A 22,219-nucleotide genomic window follows, 5' to 3' on the forward strand; every position below is an offset into this window, starting at 1 on the left:
GCGCCTTACCAGTGTATTTTGCCAATCAGTATGTCTTTAAACATAACCCAATCTCCCCATAAACTATAAAAAGGATGTTTAAAGGTCGCAGGGCGATTTTTTTCAAAGAAAAAATGGCCGAGCCAAGCAAAACCATAGCCAATAACAGGGAGTGACCAAAGTGCAATAAAATTAAAGCTGACAGCAACATAGGCTATCACTAATAAAACTAAACTACTGCCAATAAAGTGGAGTCTTCGACAGGTTTTATTGCTGTGCTCAGACAAGTAATAAGGGTAAAAATCTTTAAACGATGTGAATGCTTTTTGTGTTGTCATTTTGCCTCTGTTTATTATTGTATATATTAAATTTACATCTATTTACATTTTCAACATTATCTAATCGCATTATGCTAGACTTATTAACTGTAAATTAATAACGTATAAAAAACTAACTTGCGAGAAAATAATACATGTTAAAAAAATCATTAGCCTGTGCTGTAATTGTAGCACTAAGTGGATGTTCAGAGATGCCAACATCAACTCAAACTGAAGAAGATGTAAAAGTGCAAAGCCAAACTACTGAACAGTTAACTTATCCTGAAACTAAAAAAGGCGCTGTTGTTGATGTGTATTTTGATGAAAAAGTAGCAGATCCATATCGTTGGTTAGAAGATGATATGAGCGAAGAGACGGCGCAATGGGTTAAAACGCAAAACAATTTAACATTCTCATACCTTGATAACATACCTTATCGTGACAAACTAAAAGCCAGCCTTGAAAAGTTAATGAATTATGAAAAAGTCACTGCGCCATTTATTGAAGGTAAATACACCTATTTTTATAAAAATGACGGTCTGCAAAATCAGTATGTTTTGTTTCGTAAACTTGGTGATGGCGAAGCGGAAGTCTTTTTAGACCCTAATACATTTAGTGAAGATGGCACTACGTCGATGTCTGGGCTTACATTTTCAGAAGATGGCTCTTTGGCGGCTTACCAAATCTCTGAGGGCGGCAGTGATTGGCGCAAAATTATTATAATCGACACCGAAACTAAACAGCCTATTGAAGAGAACTTAGTAGATGTTAAGTTTAGTGGTATTTCATGGTTAGCAAATGAAGGCTTTTACTACTCAAGCTACGACAAACCAAAAGGCAGTGAGTTATCTGCAAAAACAGATCAACATAAAGTCTATTTTCATAAATTAGGCACACCTCAAAGCTCAGATGAACTAATTTATGGCGGCACTGATGCACAAAAACATCGTTATATTGGTGCGTCTGTAACTCGTGATAACCGCTATTTACTGATTTCTGCTAGTGTTTCTACATCTGGTAATAAGTTATTTATTAAAGATTTAACAAAAGCTAATAGCGAACTAAAAACAATTTTAGCGCACACAGAATCGGATACTTATTTACTTGATAACGATGGCAGTAAACTATTTTTAGTGACTAACTTAGATGCACCTAATAAAAAACTGGTCACGGTTGATGCCCAAAATCCAACACCTGATAATTGGCAAGATCTGATCCCAGAAACAGACAATGTCTTAAGTATGTCTAAAGGTGGCGGTTACTTTTTTGCAAAATACATGGTTGATGCAATTTCAAAAGTTCAGCAATTTGATAAGTCAGGTGAGTTAGTACGTGAAATTACCTTACCAGGCGTAGGCACTGCACGTGGTTTTAGCGGTAAAAAAGAAAGTGATACACTTTATTATTCATTCGCTAATTACACAACGCCTGGGAATACTTATGCATTTAATGTGAAGTCAGGTGAGTCTGAGGTATACCGCAAGTCTGGTGCGCAATTTGATTCAGAGCAATACACATCAGAGCAGGTATTTTATACTTCAAAAGATGGTACTAAAGTACCGATGATTATATCGTATAAAAAAGATACCCAACTTGATGGTAAAAACCCAACTATTTTATATGGTTATGGTGGTTTCAATGTAAGTTTAACGCCAAGTTTTAGCTCTACAATCGCAGCATGGCTTGAGCAGGGCGGTGTTTATGCGGTAGCGAATATTCGCGGTGGTGGTGAATATGGTAAAGCTTGGCACGATGCAGGTACGCAACTCAAAAAGCAAAATGTGTTTGATGATTTTATTGCTGCTGCTGAATATCTAAATGAGAAAAAATACACATCAAGTGATTACCTTGCTGTTCGTGGTGGTTCAAACGGTGGCTTACTTGTTGGTGCAGTGGCAACACAACGACCTGAATTGTTTAAAGTTGCACTGCCCGCGGTAGGTGTGCTTGATATGCTTCGTTATCATACATTTACAGCCGGTGCAGGTTGGGCGTATGACTATGGCACCAGCGAACAAAATAAAGAAATGTTTGATTACCTAAAAGCGTATTCGCCTGTTCATAACGTGAAGCCAGGGGTTGAATATCCTGCTACATTAGTGACAACGGGCGATCATGATGATCGTGTGGTACCGGCTCATTCATACAAGTTTGCTGCAGAGCTTCAGTCAAAAGGAGCGGGAAGTAATCCGTACTTGATCCGTATTGAAACTAATGCCGGTCATGGTGCTGGTACTCCAACGAGCAAAATCATCGACCAGTATGCAGATATATATGGTTTCACTTTATACAACATGGGTATTAAGTCATTGTAGACTTGTTAATTGAGTAACACTTAAACGCCGAGGTATTAACTTCGGCGTTTTTTGTAAATGAACGAAGGTGTGAATATCGTTTATTTTTAAATTTAAATATATTTAGGTTATGTAAAGAGCTAAGTATACGTAATATTGTTTATATACTAAGCAATTGAAATACAATGCTGAAAAAAATCTTGCACCAATGTGCGCTATTACATACTATTACGACGCGTTATGAAATGACGCTTGCGGTGACGTGTCCGAGTGGCTGAAGGAGCACGCCTGGAAAGTGTGTAAAGGGCAACCTTTCGAGAGTTCGAATCTCTCCGTCACCGCCATTATTCATTAGAAGTATGTATATGTGTTCTTTTTATCCATCCATCAAACGCAAATCTATCATGCTGTCGTTCTGTCAGTTCTGTAAATATCATACTCAAGCGTAAAAAAATTATATTACCTTCTATTAAAATAGCACCACTATTGTATTAAACGCCAAGATTAACTTCTATTCACTGCAAGCCTAGTGTGTGCTTTACGATGCAATTCATTTTTGCAGGAGTATACAATGCTAGAAAACATAGGCTGTAGACAAATAAAAGTGTGAATAAAAAACGCGAGGAACAAAACACTCTGTAAGTTGCTTATTCTCTCGCGTTTAATGTGTAGCTTGGAAAAAGTGTCTAGCTGTTTTTACACGTCATCACTACGGTATGTTTTACGCATAATGTAGACGTATGCGTTGATAAATGCATTTTCTTGGTATTTTTTAAGGCCGGTATCTTCAAAGTCAATCGGTACTGGGTTGCGCTTAAGTTGCTCTTTGATGATTGTAGGGCTAAGCACCTGCACATCAAGGTTGTCGATGAGTTGAATAGCAGTTTCCATTTTGAAGCCTTTTGCGCTACCCGCAAATTTCCCCTTAGGCTGGCGTTCGCGAATGGCAACCGAGTCAATTTGGTAATCTTGCATAAGTTTTGCAAAATCAAACTGGAATTTACGCATAATCTCTGTGTCGTTACCGTTACCTAAGGTAAAACGAGTTTGGCGCACGTCGCGAATATCAAATACGTCGTTATCTTTACTTAAAATACAAAGTAGTACATCACTACCGGTAATTTCTACACCACATGTTCTCATTGGTTTATCTCTAAATATCTAGTTAGTGTCATTATATCAATTAAGCTTATTAAAAGCAGTGCATTTTAAAAACCAATTTCAATAGCCACTCCACCGTGGTCACTGGTGCAAATATCTTCTTCAATTTGGTTTGGCTTCAAGTGATCGTTAAAACTTATATAGTTTAATGTGTCCACTTTTGCGAGCACGCATTGGCTATTAAAGTGCCCCGAAACGAGAATGTAATCTAGTACGTTTGCTCGGCCTTGGTAATAATGGCTCGGTGCCTTGGTTTTGTTTTGTTGGTGTTGTGAACTTAAGTTAAACGCGTCGGTTAAGCCGACAACCGGTTGTGCTAATTCTTTACAGGGTTCACAGCGAGTTGGGTGAAAGCCTTGCGTCATAAATGATAGCGCAGGGCTGTGTATTGAGTCGTTAAAGTCACCCATTACTATGGTTGCGCAATTCTTCTCTCGCTGTGTTTTTAGCGCATCATAATAAACAATCGACGCCTCAAGTGAACGAGATATTTGCGATTGCATCATGCCTACGGTTTGCTGTAATAAATTAAGTAATGGATCATCTTGATTATGAATATTTAACATATGAGCCATGGAGTGGACCCGTTGTGATTTAAAATGCACTACATAACAATATACAGTGCCAAGCTCAGGCAGGGTAAAACTGCATTTTATAGGTGTGCGATTAAACTTAAATTCATTTTGGTTATTGAGGTATTCAAGTAACTCAGTGCATGGTGTAAGTGCTTGGCATTGCATAATTGGTATTTTAGCGGCTATTGCGACAACAGGGTTAAATAATACTTGTGGGTAAAGAGGGTCGTGGCTCGGTACTGCGACAGTTTCAAAATAATCATAACCGTGCTCCTTACATAACACTTCGAGCGTTTTAATACTGAACACTTCTTGAAAGGCAACGATATCAGCTTGGCTATTGATTAAAAAATTACGGATAAAATCTTGTTTTTGTCGCCATTGTGTTGCGTTGTAGCGTTCATGCAATTGGTAAAAAGAATAGGGCGGGGCGGCAAAGTTTAATAGATTTAGGCTGGCAATGCGTATCGGTTTTCGATGACTCATAATTATTTCTCACAGCAAAAATTAAGTTAAGTATGAAATGCGCAGCTTATTTGTCAATTTGTCGTTGTAAATACTTGTATTTCACGGTGTCAGGCGCGACAATACTATTGCACTTATGAAGACTCATCAAGTGCGTTAACCGTCAACGGTTAATCATAACAATGCTTATTCGTAAAAGCGTTGTCGAGTTATTTATTTTTAATTTATTAAATACATGTGATGCATTGTAGGCGTCACCACTGTACAAAGGATTTATAATGCCAGTTATTACCCTCCCTGACGGCAGTCAGCGTAGTTTTGAAAACCCTGTTAGCACTCTTGATGTAGCCAATGATATCGGTCCTGGTCTTGCAAAAGCGACCATTGCTGGTCGTGTTAATGGCGACCGTGTTGATGCATGCGATTTAATTTCTGAAGACGCTCGTTTAGAAATCATCACCGCGAAAGACGATGATGGTTTAGAGATCATTCGTCACTCATGTGCTCACTTAATTGGTCATGCTGTTAAGCAGTTATTCCCAGAAGCGAAAATGGCAATTGGTCCAACTATCGATAATGGTTTTTATTATGATATCGATATGGAACACTCACTAAGCCAAGAAGACTTAGATGCCATTGAAAAGCGCATGCTACAACTTGCAAAAACAAACTACGATGTAGTGAAAAAAACCGTCAGCTGGCAAGAAGCGCGCGATACATTTGCAGCGCGTGGCGAAACGTACAAAATTGAAATCTTAGACGAAAACATCGCTAAAGATGATCGTCCTGGCCTGTATCATCATGAAGAGTATGTTGATATGTGTCGTGGTCCACACGTACCAAATATGAAGTTCTGCCAACACTTTAAAATAATGAAAGTGGCAGGTGCTTACTGGCGTGGCGATTCAGAAAACAAAATGCTGCAACGTATTTATGGCACAGCATGGGGCGATAAAAAGCAACTAAAAGCTTATTTAAAACGTTTGGAAGAAGCTGAAAAACGTGATCACCGTCGTATCGGTAAAGCGCTTGATTTATGGCATTGGCAAGAAGAAGCGCCGGGTATGGTGTTTTGGCACAATGATGGTTGGAGTATTTATCGTGAACTAGAAGATTTTGTTCGCGAAAAATTACGTGAGTACCAATACGAAGAAGTAAAAGGTCCTATGATGATGGATCGTTCGTTATGGGAAAAATCAGGCCATTGGGATAAATATTCAGACGCAATGTTTACCACTGAGTCTGAAAAACGTGAATACGCCATTAAACCAATGAATTGCCCAGGTCACGTACAAATATTTAACCAAGGCTTAAAATCGTACCGTGATTTACCACTGCGTATGGCTGAGTTTGGTTGTTGTCACCGTAACGAGCCATCAGGTGCTTTACATGGCTTAATGCGTGTACGTGGTTTTACCCAAGATGATGCTCACGTGTTCTGTACTGAAGAGCAAGTGATGGAAGAAGTTTCATCATGTATTAAAATGGTTTATGACACTTACGAAACATTTGGCTTTGAAAAAATAGTTGTTAAGCTATCGACTCGTCCTGAAAAGCGTATCGGCGAAGATGAAATTTGGGATAAAGCCGAGCAAGCACTGGCAGATGCACTTAAAGCAAATGACATCGAATTTGATTATTTGCCAGGTGAAGGTGCCTTCTACGGACCGAAAATTGAATTTACTTTGTACGATTGCTTAGACAGAGCGTGGCAATGTGGTACAGTGCAACTCGATTTTGCATTACCGGGTCGTTTAGGTGCAACGTATGTTGCTGAAAACAACGAGCGTCGTACGCCAGTAATGATCCACCGTGCTATTTTAGGTTCTATTGAACGCTTTATTGGTATTTTGACCGAAGAATATGCAGGTTTATTCCCAACGTGGCTTGCGCCTAAGCAAGTGGTGATTATGAATATCACCGATAAACAAGCGGATTATGTGCAAGAAATTGTACAAAAATTAAATAAACTTGGAATTAGAGCCGCTGCTGACTTGAGAAATGAGAAGATTGGCTTTAAAATCCGTGAACATACATTAAAACGTATTCCATACTTACTTGTTGTTGGCGATAAAGAAGTTGAACAACAAGAAGTGGCAGTACGTACCCGCACAGGTGAAGACCTGGGCAAATTTAACGTTGATGATTTCGTCGCTAAAATTAGTGAAGAAATTAAAAATCGACAATAAAAATCTTGCGTGTAGGGCACTAACACAAAAGCTAACTACACGCTTAATATTTGATATTCTTGGAGGAACGTACCATTAGAGGCGGCAAGAAAGGGCAACAAACAGCTCAAAAAAATCGTATCAACGATGAAATTACAGCTAAAGAAGTTCGTTTAATCGACATCGACGGCGAGCAAGCTGGCATTCAAACATTAAGAGATGCGCAAGCTATGGCTGATGAAGCAGGTGTTGATCTAGTAGAGATCAGCCCAAATGCTGAGCCGCCTGTGTGTAAGGTCATGGACTACGGTAAGTTCATCTTTGAAAAAAGCAAAGAACTAAAAGAACAGAAGAAGAAACAAAAGCAAATCCAGATAAAAGAAATCAAATTCCGTCCTGGTACGGATGAAGGTGATTATCAGGTTAAGCTACGTAACTTACGTAAGTTCTTAGAAGCGGGTGATAAAGCTAAAATCACTATCCGTTTCCGTGGCCGTGAAATGGCGCACCAAGAAATTGGTATTGAATTATTAAACCGTATTAAAGCTGATTTAGAAGATCTTGCGCAAGTAGAGTCTTTCCCAAATCGCGTTGAAGGTCGTCAAATGGTTATGATGATGGCCCCTATTGCTAAAAAGTAATAAACGAGCTAGAATACGCACCGAATTTAGCTCAGGTTTGCAAGTAATATGCGAATATTCACCTGAGTTAACCGGTTTTAAAGTAAAACTGCAGCATTTATGTTGAGTTTTCACCGGAATATGGCAGTAAGTTAGGCCTAAAAGTGGAGTTATAGCAATATACCTCACGCCTGCTTACTAATTTTATAGCAATACATTTGGAGTTATTGCAATGGCTTATAAGCTAAAAAGTCACAGAGGCGCAGCTAAGCGTTTCAAGAAAACTGCTTCAGGCGGTTTCAAGCGTAAACAAGCGCATCTTCGTCACATTCTGACTAAGAAAACTTCTAAGCGTAAGTTACACCTACGTCCTAAGATGATGGTTCATAAGAATGACCATGGTCTAGTTTCACGTATGTTACCATTCGCTTAATAGGGGTTTTTAGAAATGGCAAGAGTTAAACGCGGCGTTGTCGCACGTGCACGTCACAAAAAAGTTTTAAAACAAGCAAAAGGTTACTACGGAGCACGTTCACGTGTTTACCGCGTAGCTTTCCAGGCTGTTACTAAAGCGGGTCAATACGCTTACCGTGACCGTCGTGCTAAGAAACGTACTTTCCGTCAATTATGGATCGCACGTATCAATGCTGCTTCACGTCAAAATGGTCTGTCTTACAGCCGTTTTATCAATGGTCTTAAAAAGACTTCTGTAGAAATCGATCGTAAGATCCTTGCAGATATCGCTGTTTATGACCAAGTTGCATTCGCAGCGCTTGTTGCAAAAGCAAAAGAAGGCCTAGCGGCAGCTTAAGCTTTTACAAATAAGTATTGAAAAGGAGCCTGAGGCTCCTTTTTTTGTGCCTGAAAGAAAATAAATTTGCGGTAAGGCTCTTAAAAAGTAAGACAAGAAGTAGTGATCAGCGACTTACTAAACCGATATAATAAATACAAATAATTAAGGTAAAAATAAATTTGAACTGGCAATCCTTAGTTGATAACCGCCAACGCTTCTTTTGGGTTTTACAAGTCGCGGGTTGGATAGGTTACGCACTCGTTAATTATATTGGCTCTAAAGTTTTTGAAATGCGCGACATTTACGTTTTCGTGATCGTGCTAAATGCGTATGCAGGTTGTTTAATGACAGTACCGCTACGTTATATGTATCGCAAAGCTTGGAATGCCTCTCCATGGGTGTTAATGCTGGTTGTATTCAGTGCATCTTATGTGACAGGGACACTCTGGGCTGTGGTGCAAAAGTTTAATCTTTGGGAAATCTATCGTCACGGTTACAGACCAAACGAATGGTTTTATTATTTTCAACAAGGTTTAGACTCCGTTTACATAATTTTGTGTTGGAGTGGTCTGTACTTTGGTATTAAATATTATCAATTACTACAAAGTGAGCGCCAAAAAGCACTAAAAGCGACTACTATGGCGCATGAAGCACAATTAAAAATGCTTCGATATCAACTTAACCCTCACTTTTTGTTTAATACACTCAATGCGATATCCACACTTATTCTGGTAAAAGAAAACAAAGATGCCAACTTAATGGTGTCAAAGTTAAGTGACTTTTTACGTTATACACTCAATACCGATCCGATTAAAAAAGTCCCCCTTGAGCAAGAGCTGCATGCGTTAATGCTGTATCTTGAAATAGAGCGAGTTCGTTTTGATGAGCGCTTAAAAGTAAACGTGGAAGTAAGCGAAGAAGCTAAGCATGCCTTAGTACCAAGCTTAATTTTGCAACCGATCATCGAAAATTCAATTAAATACGCAATCGCCCATTTAGCCGAAGGGGGGGAGATTGATATTAAAGCACAAGTTTTTGCTAATGAACTATTATTGGAAGTAGGCGATAATGGACCAGGTACTGAGTTACAAAATGGTCAATTAGTTAACTCTCAAGGGGTTGGTGTTGCAAATACCAAAGACCGATTGAAAACCTTGTATGAGAATAATTATTCGTTTGTATTATCACATAATACGCCAAGTGGATTAAAAGTGAATCTGCGCGTTCCGTTTGAAAAGGCTGTTAAGAAATGAGCAAGATTAAAACCCTGATTGTCGATGATGAACCGTTAGCACGTAGAGGTTTGGCGGTGCGGCTTGAAGACTTTGACGAAATTGAAATTGTTAAACTGTGTAGTTCAGGCCAAGAAGCAATCGATGCATGCCAAGCAGGGCAAATAGATTTAGTTTTTTTAGATATTCAAATGCCAGGTATGAATGGTTTTGAGGTGGCGCGAGCACTCAGTGAAAGTGTAAGGGCATTACCTGCTATTGTATTTGTTACGGCGTTTGATCAGTTCGCGGTCAAAGCATTTGAAATACATGCTTTAGATTATATTCTTAAACCAGTCGATGACAACAGACTAAAACAGGCGGTAGAAAAAGTGCATACCTACTTAAAAACGCAACAAGATAACGCCCATAAGAAAAAATTAGCGAGTTTTGTCGCGGGCATTACCGGCAATAATTGCGAAGAAATCCTAAAAAAATTAGCCACCGGTGATACTTTATCAGATAAACGATACCCAGAATCATTAGCAGTAAAAGAGCAGGGTGAAATTATACGGGTTCCGGTTGCGACAATTCAGTGGGTTGATGCAGCGGGTGATTATATGTGTTTACATTGCCAAGATGGGCAAACACATATCTTACGTAAAACCATGAAAGAGCTTGAGCAAGAACTTGATCCGCAGTTATTTGTTCGTGTACACCGCAGCGCAATAGTTAATACAAAACAAATAAGCAAATTGGTGACTCAGGTCAGTGGTGAATATTTGCTAGTGCTAGATAATGGCCAGGAGCTAAAGGTAAGCCGTAGCTATCGTGATAAAGTAAAAGCTGCATTAGCAAGTTAATAGTGCTCAGGCCTAGTTAGTTTAACAAGCGCTTTTTAATAAACAAAAAACGCGAGCTTTTGTGTGCTCGCGTTTTTGCTATTTAGTAATTAATGAAGTGGTTAATTAAGCCACTGTCACTATTTTCATGGTGTTAGTTGCACCAACAGTTTCCATTGCATCACCATGTGTGATGATCACTGTGTCACCAGATTGAAGTGAACCAGCTTCAACTAAGGTATTAAGTGCATCTTTTACCATATTATCTTTTTCACATTTGGTCGAATCAAAGAACACAGGGTAAACACCACGGTAAAGGGCTGTTTGTCCTAGCGTACTTGCATGACGAGATAATGAAAAGATTGGTAAACCAGAGCTAATACGCGACATTAACTTAGCTGTGCTGCCTGATTCAGTTAGTGTAACAATTGCTTTTACTGAGTCTAAGTGGTTAGCTGCATACATTGCAGATAGCGCAATTGATTCAGCATTTGATGAAAAACGACTATCTAAACGATGTTTAGAAACATGCGTTTCTTTTTGTGATTCAGCACCTAAACAAACACGTGCCATAGTTGCAACGGTTTCTTCAGGGTAATCACCAGCAGCTGTTTCAGCTGAAAGCATTACCGCATCAGTGCCATCAAGTACCGCGTTGGCTACATCCATAACCTCAGCACGAGTTGGCATTGGGTTATCAATCATTGATTCCATCATCTGTGTTGCTGTAACCACAGTTCTGTTTAACGAACGAGCACGGCGTATAATTAGCTTTTGCTTACCCATTAATGCAGCATCGCCAATTTCTACACCTAAGTCACCACGGGCAACCATTACCGCATCTGAAGCAAGTACGATATCATCAACAGCTTCTACAGTTTCAACTGCTTCAGCACGTTCAATTTTTGCAAGTAATTGTGCTTTAGAACCAGCCGCTTCAGCAAGAGAGCGCACATAACGCATGTCATCGCCACTACGTGGGAATGAAACAGCAATGTAATCCACATCAATTTCAGCGGCAGTAAGTAAATCTTCTTTATCTTTTTCAGTAAATGCAGGAGCTGTTAAACCACCGCCTAAACGGTTGATACCTTTGTTGTTTGATAACACACCGCCCACAGTAACAGTGGTATGAACAAGGTGGCCTTCAACGCTTTCTACTGTTAATTGGATTAAACCATCGTTTAATAGTAGTAAATCACCAGGTGATACATCTTGTGGCAATTCTTTATAGTCGATACCAACGGCGTTAACATCGCCTTGGCCTTTTTCCATTTGCGCATCTAAGATAAACTTAGCACCAACATCAAGTGTTACTTTGCCTTCTTTAAACGTCGACACTCGGATTTTTGGGCCTTGTAGATCAGCCAAAATAGCGACGTGTTTACCTAAGTTTTTAGCGATATCACGAACAGCTTGTGCGCGGTCTTTATGGTCTTGAGCTACGCCATGTGAGAAGTTCAAACGCACTACGTTTGCACCAGCACGGATTATTTTTTCTAAGTTGTTATCTCGATCGGTTGCAGGTCCAAGGGTAGCGACTATTTTTGTGCGTCTAAGCATCAAATTCTCCTGTGGGCTTACTGGGTAAGCAGGTTGACGGTTATATTCGTTTTTAAATATTTATGTTTATACATAAATAGGATGTTTCAGGCAGTGGTAACACACTATATAAACAAAGTGTTATTTAATTGCTGCCAATATTTATACAAAATTAATATTACGACATTATGACACCGGTGTCAGCCTCAGTCAATGTTCAAATTGCTGTTAAATAATCCCTGAACTGACAGTTGTTTGATATAATAAATTAAACGCGTATTTAGTTAACAGGCGTTAACTCAGGCTCGCATTTTTGAGCGGCTTGGGTATAATGCGCGCGGTATTATTTTCATTTACTAACCAATAGTTGTTACCGAGGAGGACACTAAATGCAAGTTGCATTAGTAGGGTTAGGCGTTATGGGTAAAAATCTGGCTCTAAACCTGATAGAAAAAGGGCTGACACTCGTAGCTTATGATAAAAACCCCGATGCGGGCGAAGAATTATTAAGTTGTGCTAAATCTCAAGGCATGGCGGAGCGTCTGCATATTGTGTCTGATTTAAATGACATGGTTAAAAGACTAACAGCACCTCGTTCAATTTTGCTGTTGGTTCCTGCCGGTGAACTAGTTGACAAGGTATGTACTGAACTTGTCGAAGCTGGTGTTGAATGTGACGATATAATTGTAGATTGTGGTAACAGTAACTACAAAGATGGCATTACTCGTAAATTAAAGTATCAAAATAAATTTGAGTTTGCCACTATGGGTATTTCGGGTGGTGCCGAAGGCGCACGCCATGGACCTGCTATGATGGCAAGTGGTTCAGAAGGCGGTTGGGAGCGTGTAGAGCCATGGTTTGAAAAGGTTGCAGCAAGCTACAAAGGCGATTCATGTTTTGCTCGAGTTGGTCAGTCAGCCAGTGGCCATTTTGTGAAAATGGTTCATAACGGTATTGAATATGCGCTGATGCAGCTCATTGCTGAAATGTACCAGTTACTGCGTTTAGGCACAAACCGCTCACCTAAAGAAGTAGCTGTAATATTTGAGCAATGGTCAGAAGGTGACTTAAACAGTTACTTATTATCAATTTCTAGCCATATTTTATCTTTAGAAACAGATAATGATGAGGCTTTAGTCGATTTAATTGATAATAAAGTCGGCGCTAAAGGTACTGGTCTTTGGACTGCACAGAATGCATTAGAGCTAGGTATTGCTGTACCGTCATTAGTTGCTGCTGTGCAAGCTCGTCACTTAACTAATACCTGTGATACTCATGCTGCAAAAGAAATGACTTACGCTGCTAAGTCTACAACCGACGTTGACCTTGACTTAGAAGAGTTAAAAGAAGCGTTTTTACTGGCGAGTTTATTAGCCTATCGCCAAGGCCTTGCGTTAATTAAAGGTGCTTCGAGAGCTCACCAGTGGAAAGTAGATTTAGCTAAAACGCTACAAACATGGCGTGCAGGTTGTATTATCCGTGCTGATTATTTAGATAATATTGCACAAGGTGTTGAGTTTATCGATACACTGGAAAAAGAAGCCATTTCATTGCGTAAGATCACCGGTCAAGCAATGATGACAGGCTTAGCATTCCCTGTGTTAAGTTCAACACAGACTTATTTTGCAACGCTGACAACACCAAGTAATGGTCATTTAGTTCAAGCACAACGTGACTATTTTGGTGAGCATGGTATTAAAACTCATGGCGGTGAAGTATGTCATTTAACTGATTTAGTCGATATAGACGCTAAAGTACGTTAATTACGTTTTAAAGTACCAGTAATAAAAAGCCAGCTAATTTAGCTGGCTTTTTTGATCTTAAAATAATATGTATCTTATTTGGTACAAAGCGAGGGTTTGACTATATTTAAACAAGCAGTTTAGTTAGTTTTATGGCGATTGATCCAAGCTTTACGCACAGAGCGTCGCCAGAGCAAATCGATACCAAAATAACCGAATAGTGAGGCCGCTGTTGCACATATAAACGAGCCAACTAAAAACGCTGGGCCAATCGTGGTTAGGCTTTCAATAAACCATTGCCAACTGGGCTCAAAGGCAAAATGTTGCTCAGGCTGACCTAATGCAATCGTGCCGACTAAATAAGAACAGTAAAATATAGGTGGCATTGTTAATGGGTTAGTGATCCAAACAACAGCCACTGAAATAGGGAGGTTTACTCTTAAGGGAATGGCAAGTGCCGCAGCTAAAACCATTTGAAAGGGAACAGGGATGAAAGCGAAAAATAATCCAACAGAAAATGCACCACGCGCGGAGCGACGATTAAGGTGCCATAAATTGGCATCGTGCAGTAAACGACCAAAAATTTTTAATAATTTATGATCTTTAATCGTATTGTGATCTGGTAAAAACCGTTGGATCGTTTTCTTAGCCATTTAAAGCAACCATTTACATCTGTGTGGTTAAGCATAGGGTTTGTGATTGGTTGTGTGATAACCGTTTTTTATTATCAGACCCTTGTATTTACTCTCTTAACATTATCTATAGTGATAACGAGCGTGTATTTTAAGCCGTTTTTGCCCGTATTGTTAGGTTTTATTTGCGGGATTTTATGTGTTTGGGTACATTTTTCTTGTTTTTATGCCAGTTCACTGCAAAACATGGATGAAAATCAATCAACTCTCGTTACGATTGAAGTTGTTGAAATTATTTCTAACCGAGATAACTATTATCTCAAAGCAAAATTAATCGACAACACACGCAAAATAAACTTCAAAACACCTAATGCGCTTGTCAGCATAAAGAGCCGTAGAAAAATAGCTCCGGGCGATAAAATCACAACTTGGCTAAAGTTTACTCACTATCGCAGCCAAAAAAACATTCATGGTTTTGATAAAGAGTTGTACGCATTTTCACAGCGGCTATTTTATAAAGCAAAACAAACTGGCTCGTCTTTATCTATTCGTAAGCCCAGTAAAGCCACGATCGTTAATAGCTATCGTCATTACATTGGCGAGGTTTATCAGGGTACTAAAATGAACTGGCTTTACTACGCCTTATTAACTGGCGATAGGGGGCTAATGTCTTATGAGCAAAAACAAACATTACAAGAATTTGGACTGAGCCATTTATTAGCAATTTCGGGTTTACATATTGGACTGATGTTCAGTATTGGCTTTTTCATTACTAAGTTGGTTTTGCATTGCTTGATAAGCATGTTCAAGCAGACGATGAATTTATCGCTAATTTATAGTGTGGGTGGCTTTAGCTTAGCTTTCTTTTATGTGATCTTAAGTGATTTTTTGGTTTCAGCCACACGTGCGTTAATTATGTTGGGCAGCTATTTACTTGTTTATTATTATTCTAAGCAAGCATTAAAGTGGCGCAGTATTTTGTTTGCTTTGGTGCTCACCTTATTGATAGACCCATTTAGTTTGCTAAATCCAGGCCTGTATTTCTCATTTACAGCCGTGGCTATTATTTTTTTAATTATAAATAAATTAGCTAGTTTAAACGCTGGGTTTTTTGCATTGCTGAAAAATTTGACGATGATTCAATGCGCACTCTTTGTCGGCCTATTGCCTTTATCTCTCTATTATTTTAATGGGGTTAGCCTCATCGGTCTTGTCGTAAACTTAATCGCTATTCCTTTGTTGAGCTTTGTTATTATGCCGGCTTTAGTGTTACTGACAGCATTGGCGAGTATTGTTAGCCTAGAGCCAGTTATAAATGGGTTAGACCATTTATTAAGTAGCAGTTTTAGCGCATTACTTATTATTCCGTCTGGGTATCGCTGGTTAAGTTTTAGTAATGTAAGCTTGTTTTTTGTGCAATCGTTTTATCTTAGTGCGAGTATCGCTTATCTTCTGCCAGTTAAAAAATTAGTTGCGCTATTTCCTGTCGCGATAGCTTTGCTAGACAGTTTTTTACAGTCGAAGCCACTATGGCAGCTTGATGTATTTGACGTGGGGCACGGGACTATGGTGCTGATCAGCAAAGATAAACAAGGCTTTGTGTATGATTTAGGGCCTATTTACTTTAACCAATACACACGGGTGAACTCAACTCTACTCCCTCACTTGCAAAATAATGATATTACCGTAAAACACACCGTGATCAGCCATATGGATAAAGACCATGCGGGAGGTTTAACTGATTGGCTCGCATTAGGGTATGCAAATACATTGGCGCGTCTTCAACCTAATGGGGCGCAGCAGATATGTATAGCACAGCAGTTTAATTTCCAAGGCTTGGTTTTTAGTGTTAGTAAAAATTCAGGACATTTTAGCTCTGATAATGACAATTCATGTGTAATTCATATCTCTGATGGCAAATTTAGCGTCCTTTTACCGGGTGATATTGCCACGCAACGAGAACGTGATTTAATAAGGCAGGGTGAACTTTATAAAAGTACTATATTGTTGAGCCCCCATCATGGTAGTAAAACATCATCAAGTGAAGAATTTATTAATGCGGTAAGTCCTCAGGTTGTGTTGCATTCAACATCTTACAAAGGGCAGTGGGGTTTACCCCATAAGCAAGTCACTAAGCGCTATCACGATATAAACGCGCGGCAATACTCAACTGCTGAACATGGTCAAATTAGTATCAAGTTTTACCAACACGATTATGAAATAGCCTATGCGCGTTCACAAAGTTATTGGTTTCTAAAAGATTGAGTTTAGTTTTGTGTTGCTGGAGGCTACAATACTCGTAGACTATGAATTAGAGAGTGTTATGGATCAAACTACATCACAAATTTATAAGCGTTTATTAACGTATGTGGGTGATTATAAAAGTATCGCAATTTTAGCGGTAGTTGGCATGATTGGCTATTCTGCTATGGATGCATTATTTATCCAGCTCATGAAGCCTTTTATAGATCAAGGACTTAATGAGCGTAATAACGACGTGTTAAAATATGCGCCTTTTGTTGTTGTGGGGTTAGTGTTTGGCCGTGGTTTTTTCAATTATATGTCTTCATATTGTTTAAGTTATGTTGGCTCGCAAGTAGTGCGCTCATTACGCCAACAATTATTTGAGCATATTCTACATTTACCCGTTTCGTTTCATGATAAAAATTCTACTGGCGATTTAATATCGAAAATCACCTTTGATACTGAACAAGTACAACAAGCGATTACTAAAGCTATGTTAATCGTGGTGCGTGAGGGCGCTTTTGTGGTGTTTTTACTGACGGTTATGTTCTACACCAGTTGGAAGCTGTCTTTAATATTTTTGATCATCATTCCATTAGTGGCAGTTATTGTCAGCGTGGTGTCAAAACGCTTTCGTCATATATCCAAAAACATTCAGTCAGCGATGGGGCAAGTGACCCGCAGCTCTGAACAAATGCTCAGTGGCCATAAAGTGATACATGGCTTTGGTGGCCAAAAGCAAGAGATTGATCAGTTTGCGACTATCAATAATCATAACCGCCAGCAACGTATTAAAATGGATGCGACAAAAGCGCTGAGTGTCTCAGTGATTCAAATTTTAGCAGCCAGTGCCATGGCAGTGATTTTATTTGTTGTTTCTATGCCGTCGATGATCGACACCATAAGCTCAGGCGATTTTGTCGTGCTTATTTCTTCAATGATGATGTTGCTTCGCCCATTGAAACAACTTGCTAACGTTAATAGCGATTTACAACGGGGTATTTCTGCTGCACAAAGTATTTTTTTAGTGCTTGATGAAGAAGTAGAAAAAGACACCGGGACAGTGAGTGTTGAAAAAGTAAAAGGTCAGATTGAAGTTAAAAATGTCACTTTCAACTACCCAACAAAAGAAGAGCCTGTGTTGCGTAATTTATCATTGACTATAAACGCGGGTGAAAGTATCGCGTTAGTTGGCCGTTCAGGCTCTGGTAAGTCAACTATCTCAAATTTATTACCGCGTTATTATGATTTGCAGGCACCCAGTGAAATCTTATTAGATGGTATTGCTCTTAGCGACTACAAACTAACCGATTTACGCAAACAATTTGCGTTAGTATCGCAGCAAGTGGTGTTATTTAACGACACCATTGCTAATAATATCAGCTATGGTATTTCTCGTCAGCTGAGCGATGATGAGCTGCTAGCCGTGGCGAAACAAGCCCATGTATGGGAATTTGTGAAAGACTTACCTGATGGATTAAATACCATGGTAGGAGAAAATGGCGTAATGCTCTCTGGTGGGCAACGCCAACGTATCGCCATTGCTCGGGCAATATTAAAAGATGCCCCTATTTTGATTTTAGACGAAGCAACATCAGCCCTTGATACTGAATCTGAGAAGCTGATCCAACAAGCGCTTGATCATTTAATGAAAGATAAGACATCAATCGTCATTGCCCATCGTTTATCGACCATTGAAAATAGCGACAGAATTTATGTCATTGACAACGGTCAAGTGATTGAGAGTGGCGACCATCACTCTCTACTAGAAAATGACGGTACATATGCTGCGCTTTGTAAAATGCAATTTGGTGAGCAAGGGTGAATAAAGTCGAACAAAGTTGGTATCAAGGGTTCAGTTTTTTAACCTTATTATTATTACCTTTGGCTGGGCTGTTTTGGCTGATTTCAACGCTCCGAAGACTAGGTTACAGACTAGGGTTCACTAAAGCTTATCACAGTGACGTACCTGTTATTGTCGTTGGCAATATCAGTGTCGGGGGGAATGGTAAAACACCATTTGTTATCTGGCTTGCGCAATATTTACAGCAACAGGGCTTAAACGTGGCTGTGATCAGTCGTGGATATGGCGGCTCAGCTGAAGAATATCCTCTTATTGTTGATGGTTCAATTAGTACAAAGCAAGCGGGGGATGAGCCTGTGCTCATTCAGCGCCGTTTAGGCTGTCCGGTTGTTGTTGGGCCTGATCGTAAAGCAAATATCACGCTTTTAAATGCACACTATAATGTCGACGTTATTATTTCTGATGATGGCATGCAGCATTATAAAATGGGTCGGCAAATTGAATGTTGTATCGTCGATAGTCAGCGGCGCTTTGGCAATGGCTTGTTAATACCTGCTGGGCCATTAAGAGAAACTCAAAAACGTTTAAACAGTGTTGATTTAGTAATTGAAAATGGTGGTACTAACCTCTTTAATTATCAGCTACAACCCTCAGCACTATTAAACGTTGCAACGGGTAAAAGCACAGTAAATTCGATAACGCATGGTCATGCAGTGAGTGCTATAGGTAACCCAAAGCGATTTGAAAGCACATTACAAGCAACTGGCATAGAATTACTATCGACGGCACATTTTCGTGATCATTATGCCTACACATTAAGTGATTTTGAAAAATATAACGATGAATTTGTCTTTATGACTGAGAAAGATGCGGTAAAATGCCGTGATTTCGCTAAACCAAATTGGTATTTTCTACCCGTGGATGCTAAGCCATCTGATGCGGTAATTAATAAACTACACCTATTACTCAAAGAAAAAGGGATACTAAATGGCCTTTGATACAAAACTACTAGAAATAATCGCTTGTCCAGTGTGTAAAGGCAAATTGCGTTTAGATAAAGAAAATAACGAATTAATTAGTACCGCAGCAAAATTAGCTTACCCAGTTGTAGATGATATCCCTGTGTTATTAGAAAACGAGGCACGTGAATTGAGTCAAGAAGAGGTTGAAAAGTGGAATTCGTAGTTGTCATTCCAGCTCGCTTTGCATCAACGCGGTTACCGGCAAAGCCTCTTGCGGACATCTGCGGTAAACCGATGATCCAACATGTCTATGAAAAAGCAATTGCCTCAGGGGCAAGCAAAGTCGTTGTTGCAACCGATCATCAAAAAGTGTTTGATGCAGTAAGTGCATTTACCCCCGATGTATTGATGACCCGGGAAGATCACCAGTCTGGAACTGAGCGTCTGGCTGAAGTAATGGATTTATTACAGCTCAGTGATGATACCATTGTTGTCAATGTTCAAGGTGATGAGCCTCTACTAGCAGCAGAAAATGTGTCTCAGGTTGCCGCTTTATTAGCAGATTCTGAAGCCCCCATGGCTACCTTGAGTGTGGCCATAGAAGATAGTGAGGAAGTCTTTAATCCTAATGCTGTTAAAGTGGTGAGTGATGTAAATAAAAATGCGCTTTATTTTTCTCGGGCCAGCATTCCTTTCGATCGCGCTCATATGATGGACTGTGATAATCGCACTTTAGTCGATCACACGTATTATCAACGCCATGTTGGTATTTATGCTTATCGCGTTGGTTTTATAAAACAATACATTGAACTTAGTCCTTCACCGCTGGAGCAATTAGAGTCGCTAGAGCAATTACGTGTGCTATATCATGGCTATCAAATTAAAATAGAGCAAGCCCGTGTCACACCGCATGCTGGCGTTGACACAGCTGAAGATTTAGCACGTGTTGTAAACTATTTAAAAAGTAAATCTGAGTGACGAGCCAACACCCTTTAACGATTGTTGCTGAGCATAATGATTTTTTTGTTATTGAAAAACCGCCAGGACTCAGCTTCCATAGTGAAGAAGGCCCAGGTTTTGTGGTTTTAGCTGAGCAACAATTAAATGAAAAGTTATTTGCCGTACATCGATTAGATAAAGTTACCTCAGGGCTAATTATATTAGCGCGAAGTAGCCAAGCTGCCGCTGAGTTTACTCGACTTTTCACCGCTCATGAGGTTGAAAAGTTTTATTTGGCTTTATCAGACGCGAAGCCAAAGAAAAAGCAAGGCTGGGTAAAAGGGGATATGGCTAAGTCTCGTCGCAGTAGCTTTAAGCTTTTAAAAACCACCCAAAACCCGGCAATTACTCGGTTTTATTCCTTAAGTGTAGCGGCAAATTTACGCGGGTATATTTTAAAGCCTTATTCTGGAAAAACGCACCAATTGCGAGTTGCTTTAAAGAGTTTAGCAGCACCTATTTTAGGCGATGTGCTTTATGGTGGTACGCCTTGCGACCGTACCTATTTGCATGCTTATGCATTGTGCTTCACATGGCAAAGTGAGCGCTTTGAGTTTATTTGCAAGCCAAACAGCAACACGCAGTTTGGTCAACTAATAGAACATGATAACTTTCAATCTTGGCAAACGCCTTGGAACTTGGACTGGTAAATGACAGATTCTGTAATAGATATTCGTTTTGGTGGTATAAAACGTTTATACGGACAACAACAATTTGAATGGCTCCAAAATGCCCATTTTTGTGTAATTGGTATTGGTGGTGTGGGGAGCTGGGCTGCAGAAGCATTAGCACGAACAGGCATTGGTAAACTTACATTAATAGATCTTGATGATATTTGTGCAACTAACGTGAATCGTCAAATTCATGCACTAACAGGTACCGTAGGTGAGGCTAAAGTTGATGCCATGAAAGCACGATGCCAGCTAATTAATCCTGAGTGTGAAATTGAAGTCATTGATGATTTTATTACTTTAGATAACATACGCGAGCATATTCAAGGTTTTGATTATGTCATTGATTGTATTGATGCGGTAAAAGAAAAAGCTGCACTTATTGCTCACTGTAAACGTAATAAACTACCTATTATTACAACCGGTGGCGCTGGTGGACAAACAGATCCGAGCCAAATTACCTTTGGTGATGTGGCAAAGTCTACTCAAGATCCCTTACTCGCTAAAGTACGTTATATTTTACGCAAACAGTACAACTTTAGTAGCAACCCTAAGCGTAAATTTAATATTGACTGTGTGTACTCTACAGAGCAATTAGTTTACCCAGGTTCAGATGGTAGCGTGTGTCATGCAAAACAAAACGCAGATGGCTCTATGAATATGGATTGTAATAACGGTTTTGGCTCAGTAACTATGATCACAGGCAGCTTTGGCTTTTTTGTAGCAGCCAAAGCGGTTCGCAAATATTTAGATAAAAAACAGCGGTTAGCTAAAGCTTAAAGGGATTTTTGTTTAGCCATTGTTTGAATACGTTCGACAATGGCTTTTATGCCATTGCCACGCGATGGGCTTAAGTGAGATATCAAACCTAGTTTTTCAAACTCTGCAAATGCATTAATGGCTAAAACTTGGCTTGGGGTTAAGCCATTATATAATGATAAAATAATCGCAAGCAGGCCTTTTACAATACGTGTATCTGAATCCCCAATTATAACCAAACAGTTTTCCTGTAGATCAAAGTCTAGATACAGCCAAACTTTACTCTCACAACCAGGTACAAGCGCGTCTGGTGTCTTTAAAACCTCTGGCATGGCAGGTAATTGTTTTCCTAAAAGCATAATTTCGCGGTATTTTTGTTGCCAGGCTGGGGAATTATTTAGCGTATCAGCGAGTTCTTTAAACGTTTTATTCATTTCAT

General features: G+C 39.5%; 21 protein-coding genes and 1 tRNA gene. 16 read left to right on the plus strand and 6 right to left on the minus strand.

Features of this window, described 5'->3' with window-relative positions; translation table 11 throughout:
- Positions 1–5 precede the first annotated feature (5 nt).
- Positions 6–317, minus strand: coding sequence for a DUF962 domain-containing protein (locus NQT69_RS01160; RefSeq protein ID WP_256825884.1), 312 nt, complete (start codon positions 315–317; stop codon positions 6–8).
- 134 nt (positions 318–451) lie between these two features.
- On the opposite strand from NQT69_RS01160, the gene NQT69_RS01165 reads away from it, so the two are divergent.
- Both NQT69_RS01165 and NQT69_RS01170 read left to right on the plus strand, forming a co-directional pair.
- Positions 452–2,611: a prolyl oligopeptidase family serine peptidase gene (locus NQT69_RS01165; RefSeq protein ID WP_256825885.1), complete on the plus strand. Its 2,160-nt coding sequence runs from the start codon at positions 452–454 to the stop codon at positions 2,609–2,611.
- Between the two features lie 235 nt (positions 2,612–2,846).
- Positions 2,847–2,934: transfer RNA gene (locus tag NQT69_RS01170), tRNA-Ser, on the plus strand.
- Between the two features lie 352 nt (positions 2,935–3,286).
- On the opposite strand, the gene NQT69_RS01175 is transcribed toward NQT69_RS01170, so the two are convergent.
- Entirely contained in the window at positions 3,287–3,733 is a 447-nt protein-coding gene (locus NQT69_RS01175; RefSeq protein WP_256825886.1) for a DUF3010 family protein, read from the minus strand.
- Between the two features lie 65 nt (positions 3,734–3,798).
- A complete protein-coding gene (locus tag NQT69_RS01180) occupies positions 3,799–4,812 on the minus strand; it encodes an endonuclease/exonuclease/phosphatase family protein (RefSeq protein WP_256825887.1) in 1,014 nt (337 codons plus the stop codon).
- Positions 4,813–5,069: 257 nt separating this feature from the next.
- Between NQT69_RS01180 and thrS the strand changes: the two genes are divergently transcribed.
- The 6 genes from thrS (at position 5,070) to NQT69_RS01210 (ending at position 10,446) form a co-directional block, all read left to right on the plus strand.
- The gene (thrS, locus tag NQT69_RS01185; protein WP_256825888.1) at positions 5,070–6,980 is read left to right on the plus strand and encodes a threonine--tRNA ligase; all 1,911 of its coding nucleotides are present in this window, start codon (positions 5,070–5,072) and stop codon (positions 6,978–6,980) included.
- Between the two features lie 59 nt (positions 6,981–7,039).
- Positions 7,040–7,600, plus strand: a complete 561-nt coding sequence (infC, locus tag NQT69_RS01190) for a translation initiation factor IF-3 (protein WP_256825889.1) — start codon at positions 7,040–7,042, stop codon at positions 7,598–7,600.
- 211 nt (positions 7,601–7,811) lie between these two features.
- Positions 7,812–8,012: a 50S ribosomal protein L35 gene (gene rpmI / locus NQT69_RS01195; RefSeq protein WP_004587840.1), complete on the plus strand. Its 201-nt coding sequence runs from the start codon at positions 7,812–7,814 to the stop codon at positions 8,010–8,012.
- A 15-nt stretch (positions 8,013–8,027) separates the two neighbouring features.
- Entirely contained in the window at positions 8,028–8,390 is a 363-nt protein-coding gene (gene rplT, locus NQT69_RS01200; protein WP_008110477.1) for a 50S ribosomal protein L20, read from the plus strand.
- Between the two features lie 161 nt (positions 8,391–8,551).
- Positions 8,552–9,625, plus strand: coding sequence for a sensor histidine kinase (locus NQT69_RS01205; RefSeq protein WP_256825890.1), 1,074 nt, complete (start codon positions 8,552–8,554; stop codon positions 9,623–9,625).
- The gene (locus tag NQT69_RS01210; RefSeq protein ID WP_256825891.1) at positions 9,622–10,446 is read left to right on the plus strand and encodes a LytR/AlgR family response regulator transcription factor; all 825 of its coding nucleotides are present in this window, start codon (positions 9,622–9,624) and stop codon (positions 10,444–10,446) included. Before NQT69_RS01205 ends, NQT69_RS01210 begins: the two co-directional genes overlap by 4 nt.
- A 105-nt stretch (positions 10,447–10,551) precedes the next feature.
- On the opposite strand, the gene pyk is transcribed toward NQT69_RS01210, so the two are convergent.
- Entirely contained in the window at positions 10,552–11,988 is a 1,437-nt protein-coding gene (pyk, locus tag NQT69_RS01215) for a pyruvate kinase (RefSeq protein ID WP_256825892.1), read from the minus strand.
- A 368-nt stretch (positions 11,989–12,356) separates the two neighbouring features.
- Here pyk and gndA point away from each other — a divergent pair, with 368 nt between their 5' ends.
- On the plus strand, positions 12,357–13,730 hold the full coding sequence (gene gndA / locus NQT69_RS01220) for an NADP-dependent phosphogluconate dehydrogenase (RefSeq protein ID WP_256825893.1): 1,374 nt from the start codon (positions 12,357–12,359) through the stop codon (positions 13,728–13,730).
- Positions 13,731–13,849: 119 nt separating this feature from the next.
- On the opposite strand, the gene NQT69_RS01225 is transcribed toward gndA, so the two are convergent.
- Positions 13,850–14,362 (minus strand): DUF2062 domain-containing protein, encoded by a 513-nt coding sequence (locus tag NQT69_RS01225; RefSeq protein WP_256825894.1) that lies wholly within the window; start codon positions 14,360–14,362, stop codon positions 13,850–13,852.
- 21 nt (positions 14,363–14,383) lie between these two features.
- On the opposite strand from NQT69_RS01225, the gene NQT69_RS01230 reads away from it, so the two are divergent.
- Genes NQT69_RS01230 through tcdA form a run of 7 tightly spaced genes read left to right on the plus strand, consistent with a single transcriptional unit; the run spans position 14,384 to position 21,801 of the window.
- Complete coding sequence (locus NQT69_RS01230; protein ID WP_372822928.1) at positions 14,384–16,606, plus strand: DNA internalization-related competence protein ComEC/Rec2; 2,223 nt, start codon at positions 14,384–14,386, stop codon at positions 16,604–16,606.
- A 58-nt stretch (positions 16,607–16,664) separates the two neighbouring features.
- A complete protein-coding gene (gene msbA / locus NQT69_RS01235) occupies positions 16,665–18,410 on the plus strand; it encodes a lipid A export permease/ATP-binding protein MsbA (RefSeq protein WP_256825896.1) in 1,746 nt (581 codons plus the stop codon).
- Entirely contained in the window at positions 18,407–19,387 is a 981-nt protein-coding gene (gene lpxK, locus NQT69_RS01240) for a tetraacyldisaccharide 4'-kinase (RefSeq protein WP_256825897.1), read from the plus strand. Before msbA ends, lpxK begins: the two co-directional genes overlap by 4 nt.
- On the plus strand, positions 19,377–19,574 hold the full coding sequence (locus NQT69_RS01245) for a Trm112 family protein (protein WP_087534164.1): 198 nt from the start codon (positions 19,377–19,379) through the stop codon (positions 19,572–19,574). The genes lpxK and NQT69_RS01245 overlap by 11 nt, the downstream gene beginning before the upstream one ends.
- Positions 19,562–20,329: a 3-deoxy-manno-octulosonate cytidylyltransferase gene (kdsB, locus tag NQT69_RS01250; protein WP_256825898.1), complete on the plus strand. Its 768-nt coding sequence runs from the start codon at positions 19,562–19,564 to the stop codon at positions 20,327–20,329. Before NQT69_RS01245 ends, kdsB begins: the two co-directional genes overlap by 13 nt.
- The gene (locus tag NQT69_RS01255; RefSeq protein ID WP_256825899.1) at positions 20,326–21,000 is read left to right on the plus strand and encodes a TIGR01621 family pseudouridine synthase; all 675 of its coding nucleotides are present in this window, start codon (positions 20,326–20,328) and stop codon (positions 20,998–21,000) included. The genes kdsB and NQT69_RS01255 overlap by 4 nt, the downstream gene beginning before the upstream one ends.
- Positions 21,001–21,801 (plus strand): tRNA cyclic N6-threonylcarbamoyladenosine(37) synthase TcdA, encoded by an 801-nt coding sequence (gene tcdA / locus NQT69_RS01260; RefSeq protein WP_256825900.1) that lies wholly within the window; start codon positions 21,001–21,003, stop codon positions 21,799–21,801.
- Here tcdA and NQT69_RS01265 read toward each other — a convergent pair.
- Complete coding sequence (locus NQT69_RS01265; RefSeq protein ID WP_256825901.1) at positions 21,798–22,214, minus strand: SufE family protein; 417 nt, start codon at positions 22,212–22,214, stop codon at positions 21,798–21,800. The genes tcdA and NQT69_RS01265 overlap by 4 nt on opposite strands.
- Positions 22,215–22,219: the final 5 nt, after the last annotated feature.

Origin of the sequence: Pseudoalteromonas shioyasakiensis (assembly GCF_024518675.1) — a bacterium.
Lineage (GTDB): Bacteria > Pseudomonadota > Gammaproteobacteria > Enterobacterales > Alteromonadaceae > Pseudoalteromonas > Pseudoalteromonas shioyasakiensis_B.

Coding starts and splice junctions, on each gene's coding strand:
- NQT69_RS01160 (WP_256825884.1), bottom strand. CDS start 317: ATGACAACACAAAAAGCATTCACATCGTTTAAAGATTTTTACCCTTAT.
- NQT69_RS01165 (WP_256825885.1), top strand. CDS start 452: ATGTTAAAAAAATCATTAGCCTGTGCTGTAATTGTAGCACTAAGTGGA.
- NQT69_RS01175 (WP_256825886.1), bottom strand. CDS start 3,733: ATGAGAACATGTGGTGTAGAAATTACCGGTAGTGATGTACTACTTTGT.
- NQT69_RS01180 (WP_256825887.1), bottom strand. CDS start 4,812: ATGAGTCATCGAAAACCGATACGCATTGCCAGCCTAAATCTATTAAAC.
- thrS (WP_256825888.1), top strand. CDS start 5,070: ATGCCAGTTATTACCCTCCCTGACGGCAGTCAGCGTAGTTTTGAAAAC.
- rpmI (WP_004587840.1), top strand. CDS start 7,812: ATGGCTTATAAGCTAAAAAGTCACAGAGGCGCAGCTAAGCGTTTCAAG.
- rplT (WP_008110477.1), top strand. CDS start 8,028: ATGGCAAGAGTTAAACGCGGCGTTGTCGCACGTGCACGTCACAAAAAA.
- NQT69_RS01210 (WP_256825891.1), top strand. CDS start 9,622: ATGAGCAAGATTAAAACCCTGATTGTCGATGATGAACCGTTAGCACGT.
- pyk (WP_256825892.1), bottom strand. CDS start 11,988: ATGCTTAGACGCACAAAAATAGTCGCTACCCTTGGACCTGCAACCGAT.
- gndA (WP_256825893.1), top strand. CDS start 12,357: ATGCAAGTTGCATTAGTAGGGTTAGGCGTTATGGGTAAAAATCTGGCT.
- NQT69_RS01225 (WP_256825894.1), bottom strand. CDS start 14,362: ATGGCTAAGAAAACGATCCAACGGTTTTTACCAGATCACAATACGATT.
- msbA (WP_256825896.1), top strand. CDS start 16,665: ATGGATCAAACTACATCACAAATTTATAAGCGTTTATTAACGTATGTG.
- NQT69_RS01245 (WP_087534164.1), top strand. CDS start 19,377: ATGGCCTTTGATACAAAACTACTAGAAATAATCGCTTGTCCAGTGTGT.
- tcdA (WP_256825900.1), top strand. CDS start 21,001: ATGACAGATTCTGTAATAGATATTCGTTTTGGTGGTATAAAACGTTTA.
- NQT69_RS01265 (WP_256825901.1), bottom strand. CDS start 22,214: ATGAATAAAACGTTTAAAGAACTCGCTGATACGCTAAATAATTCCCCA.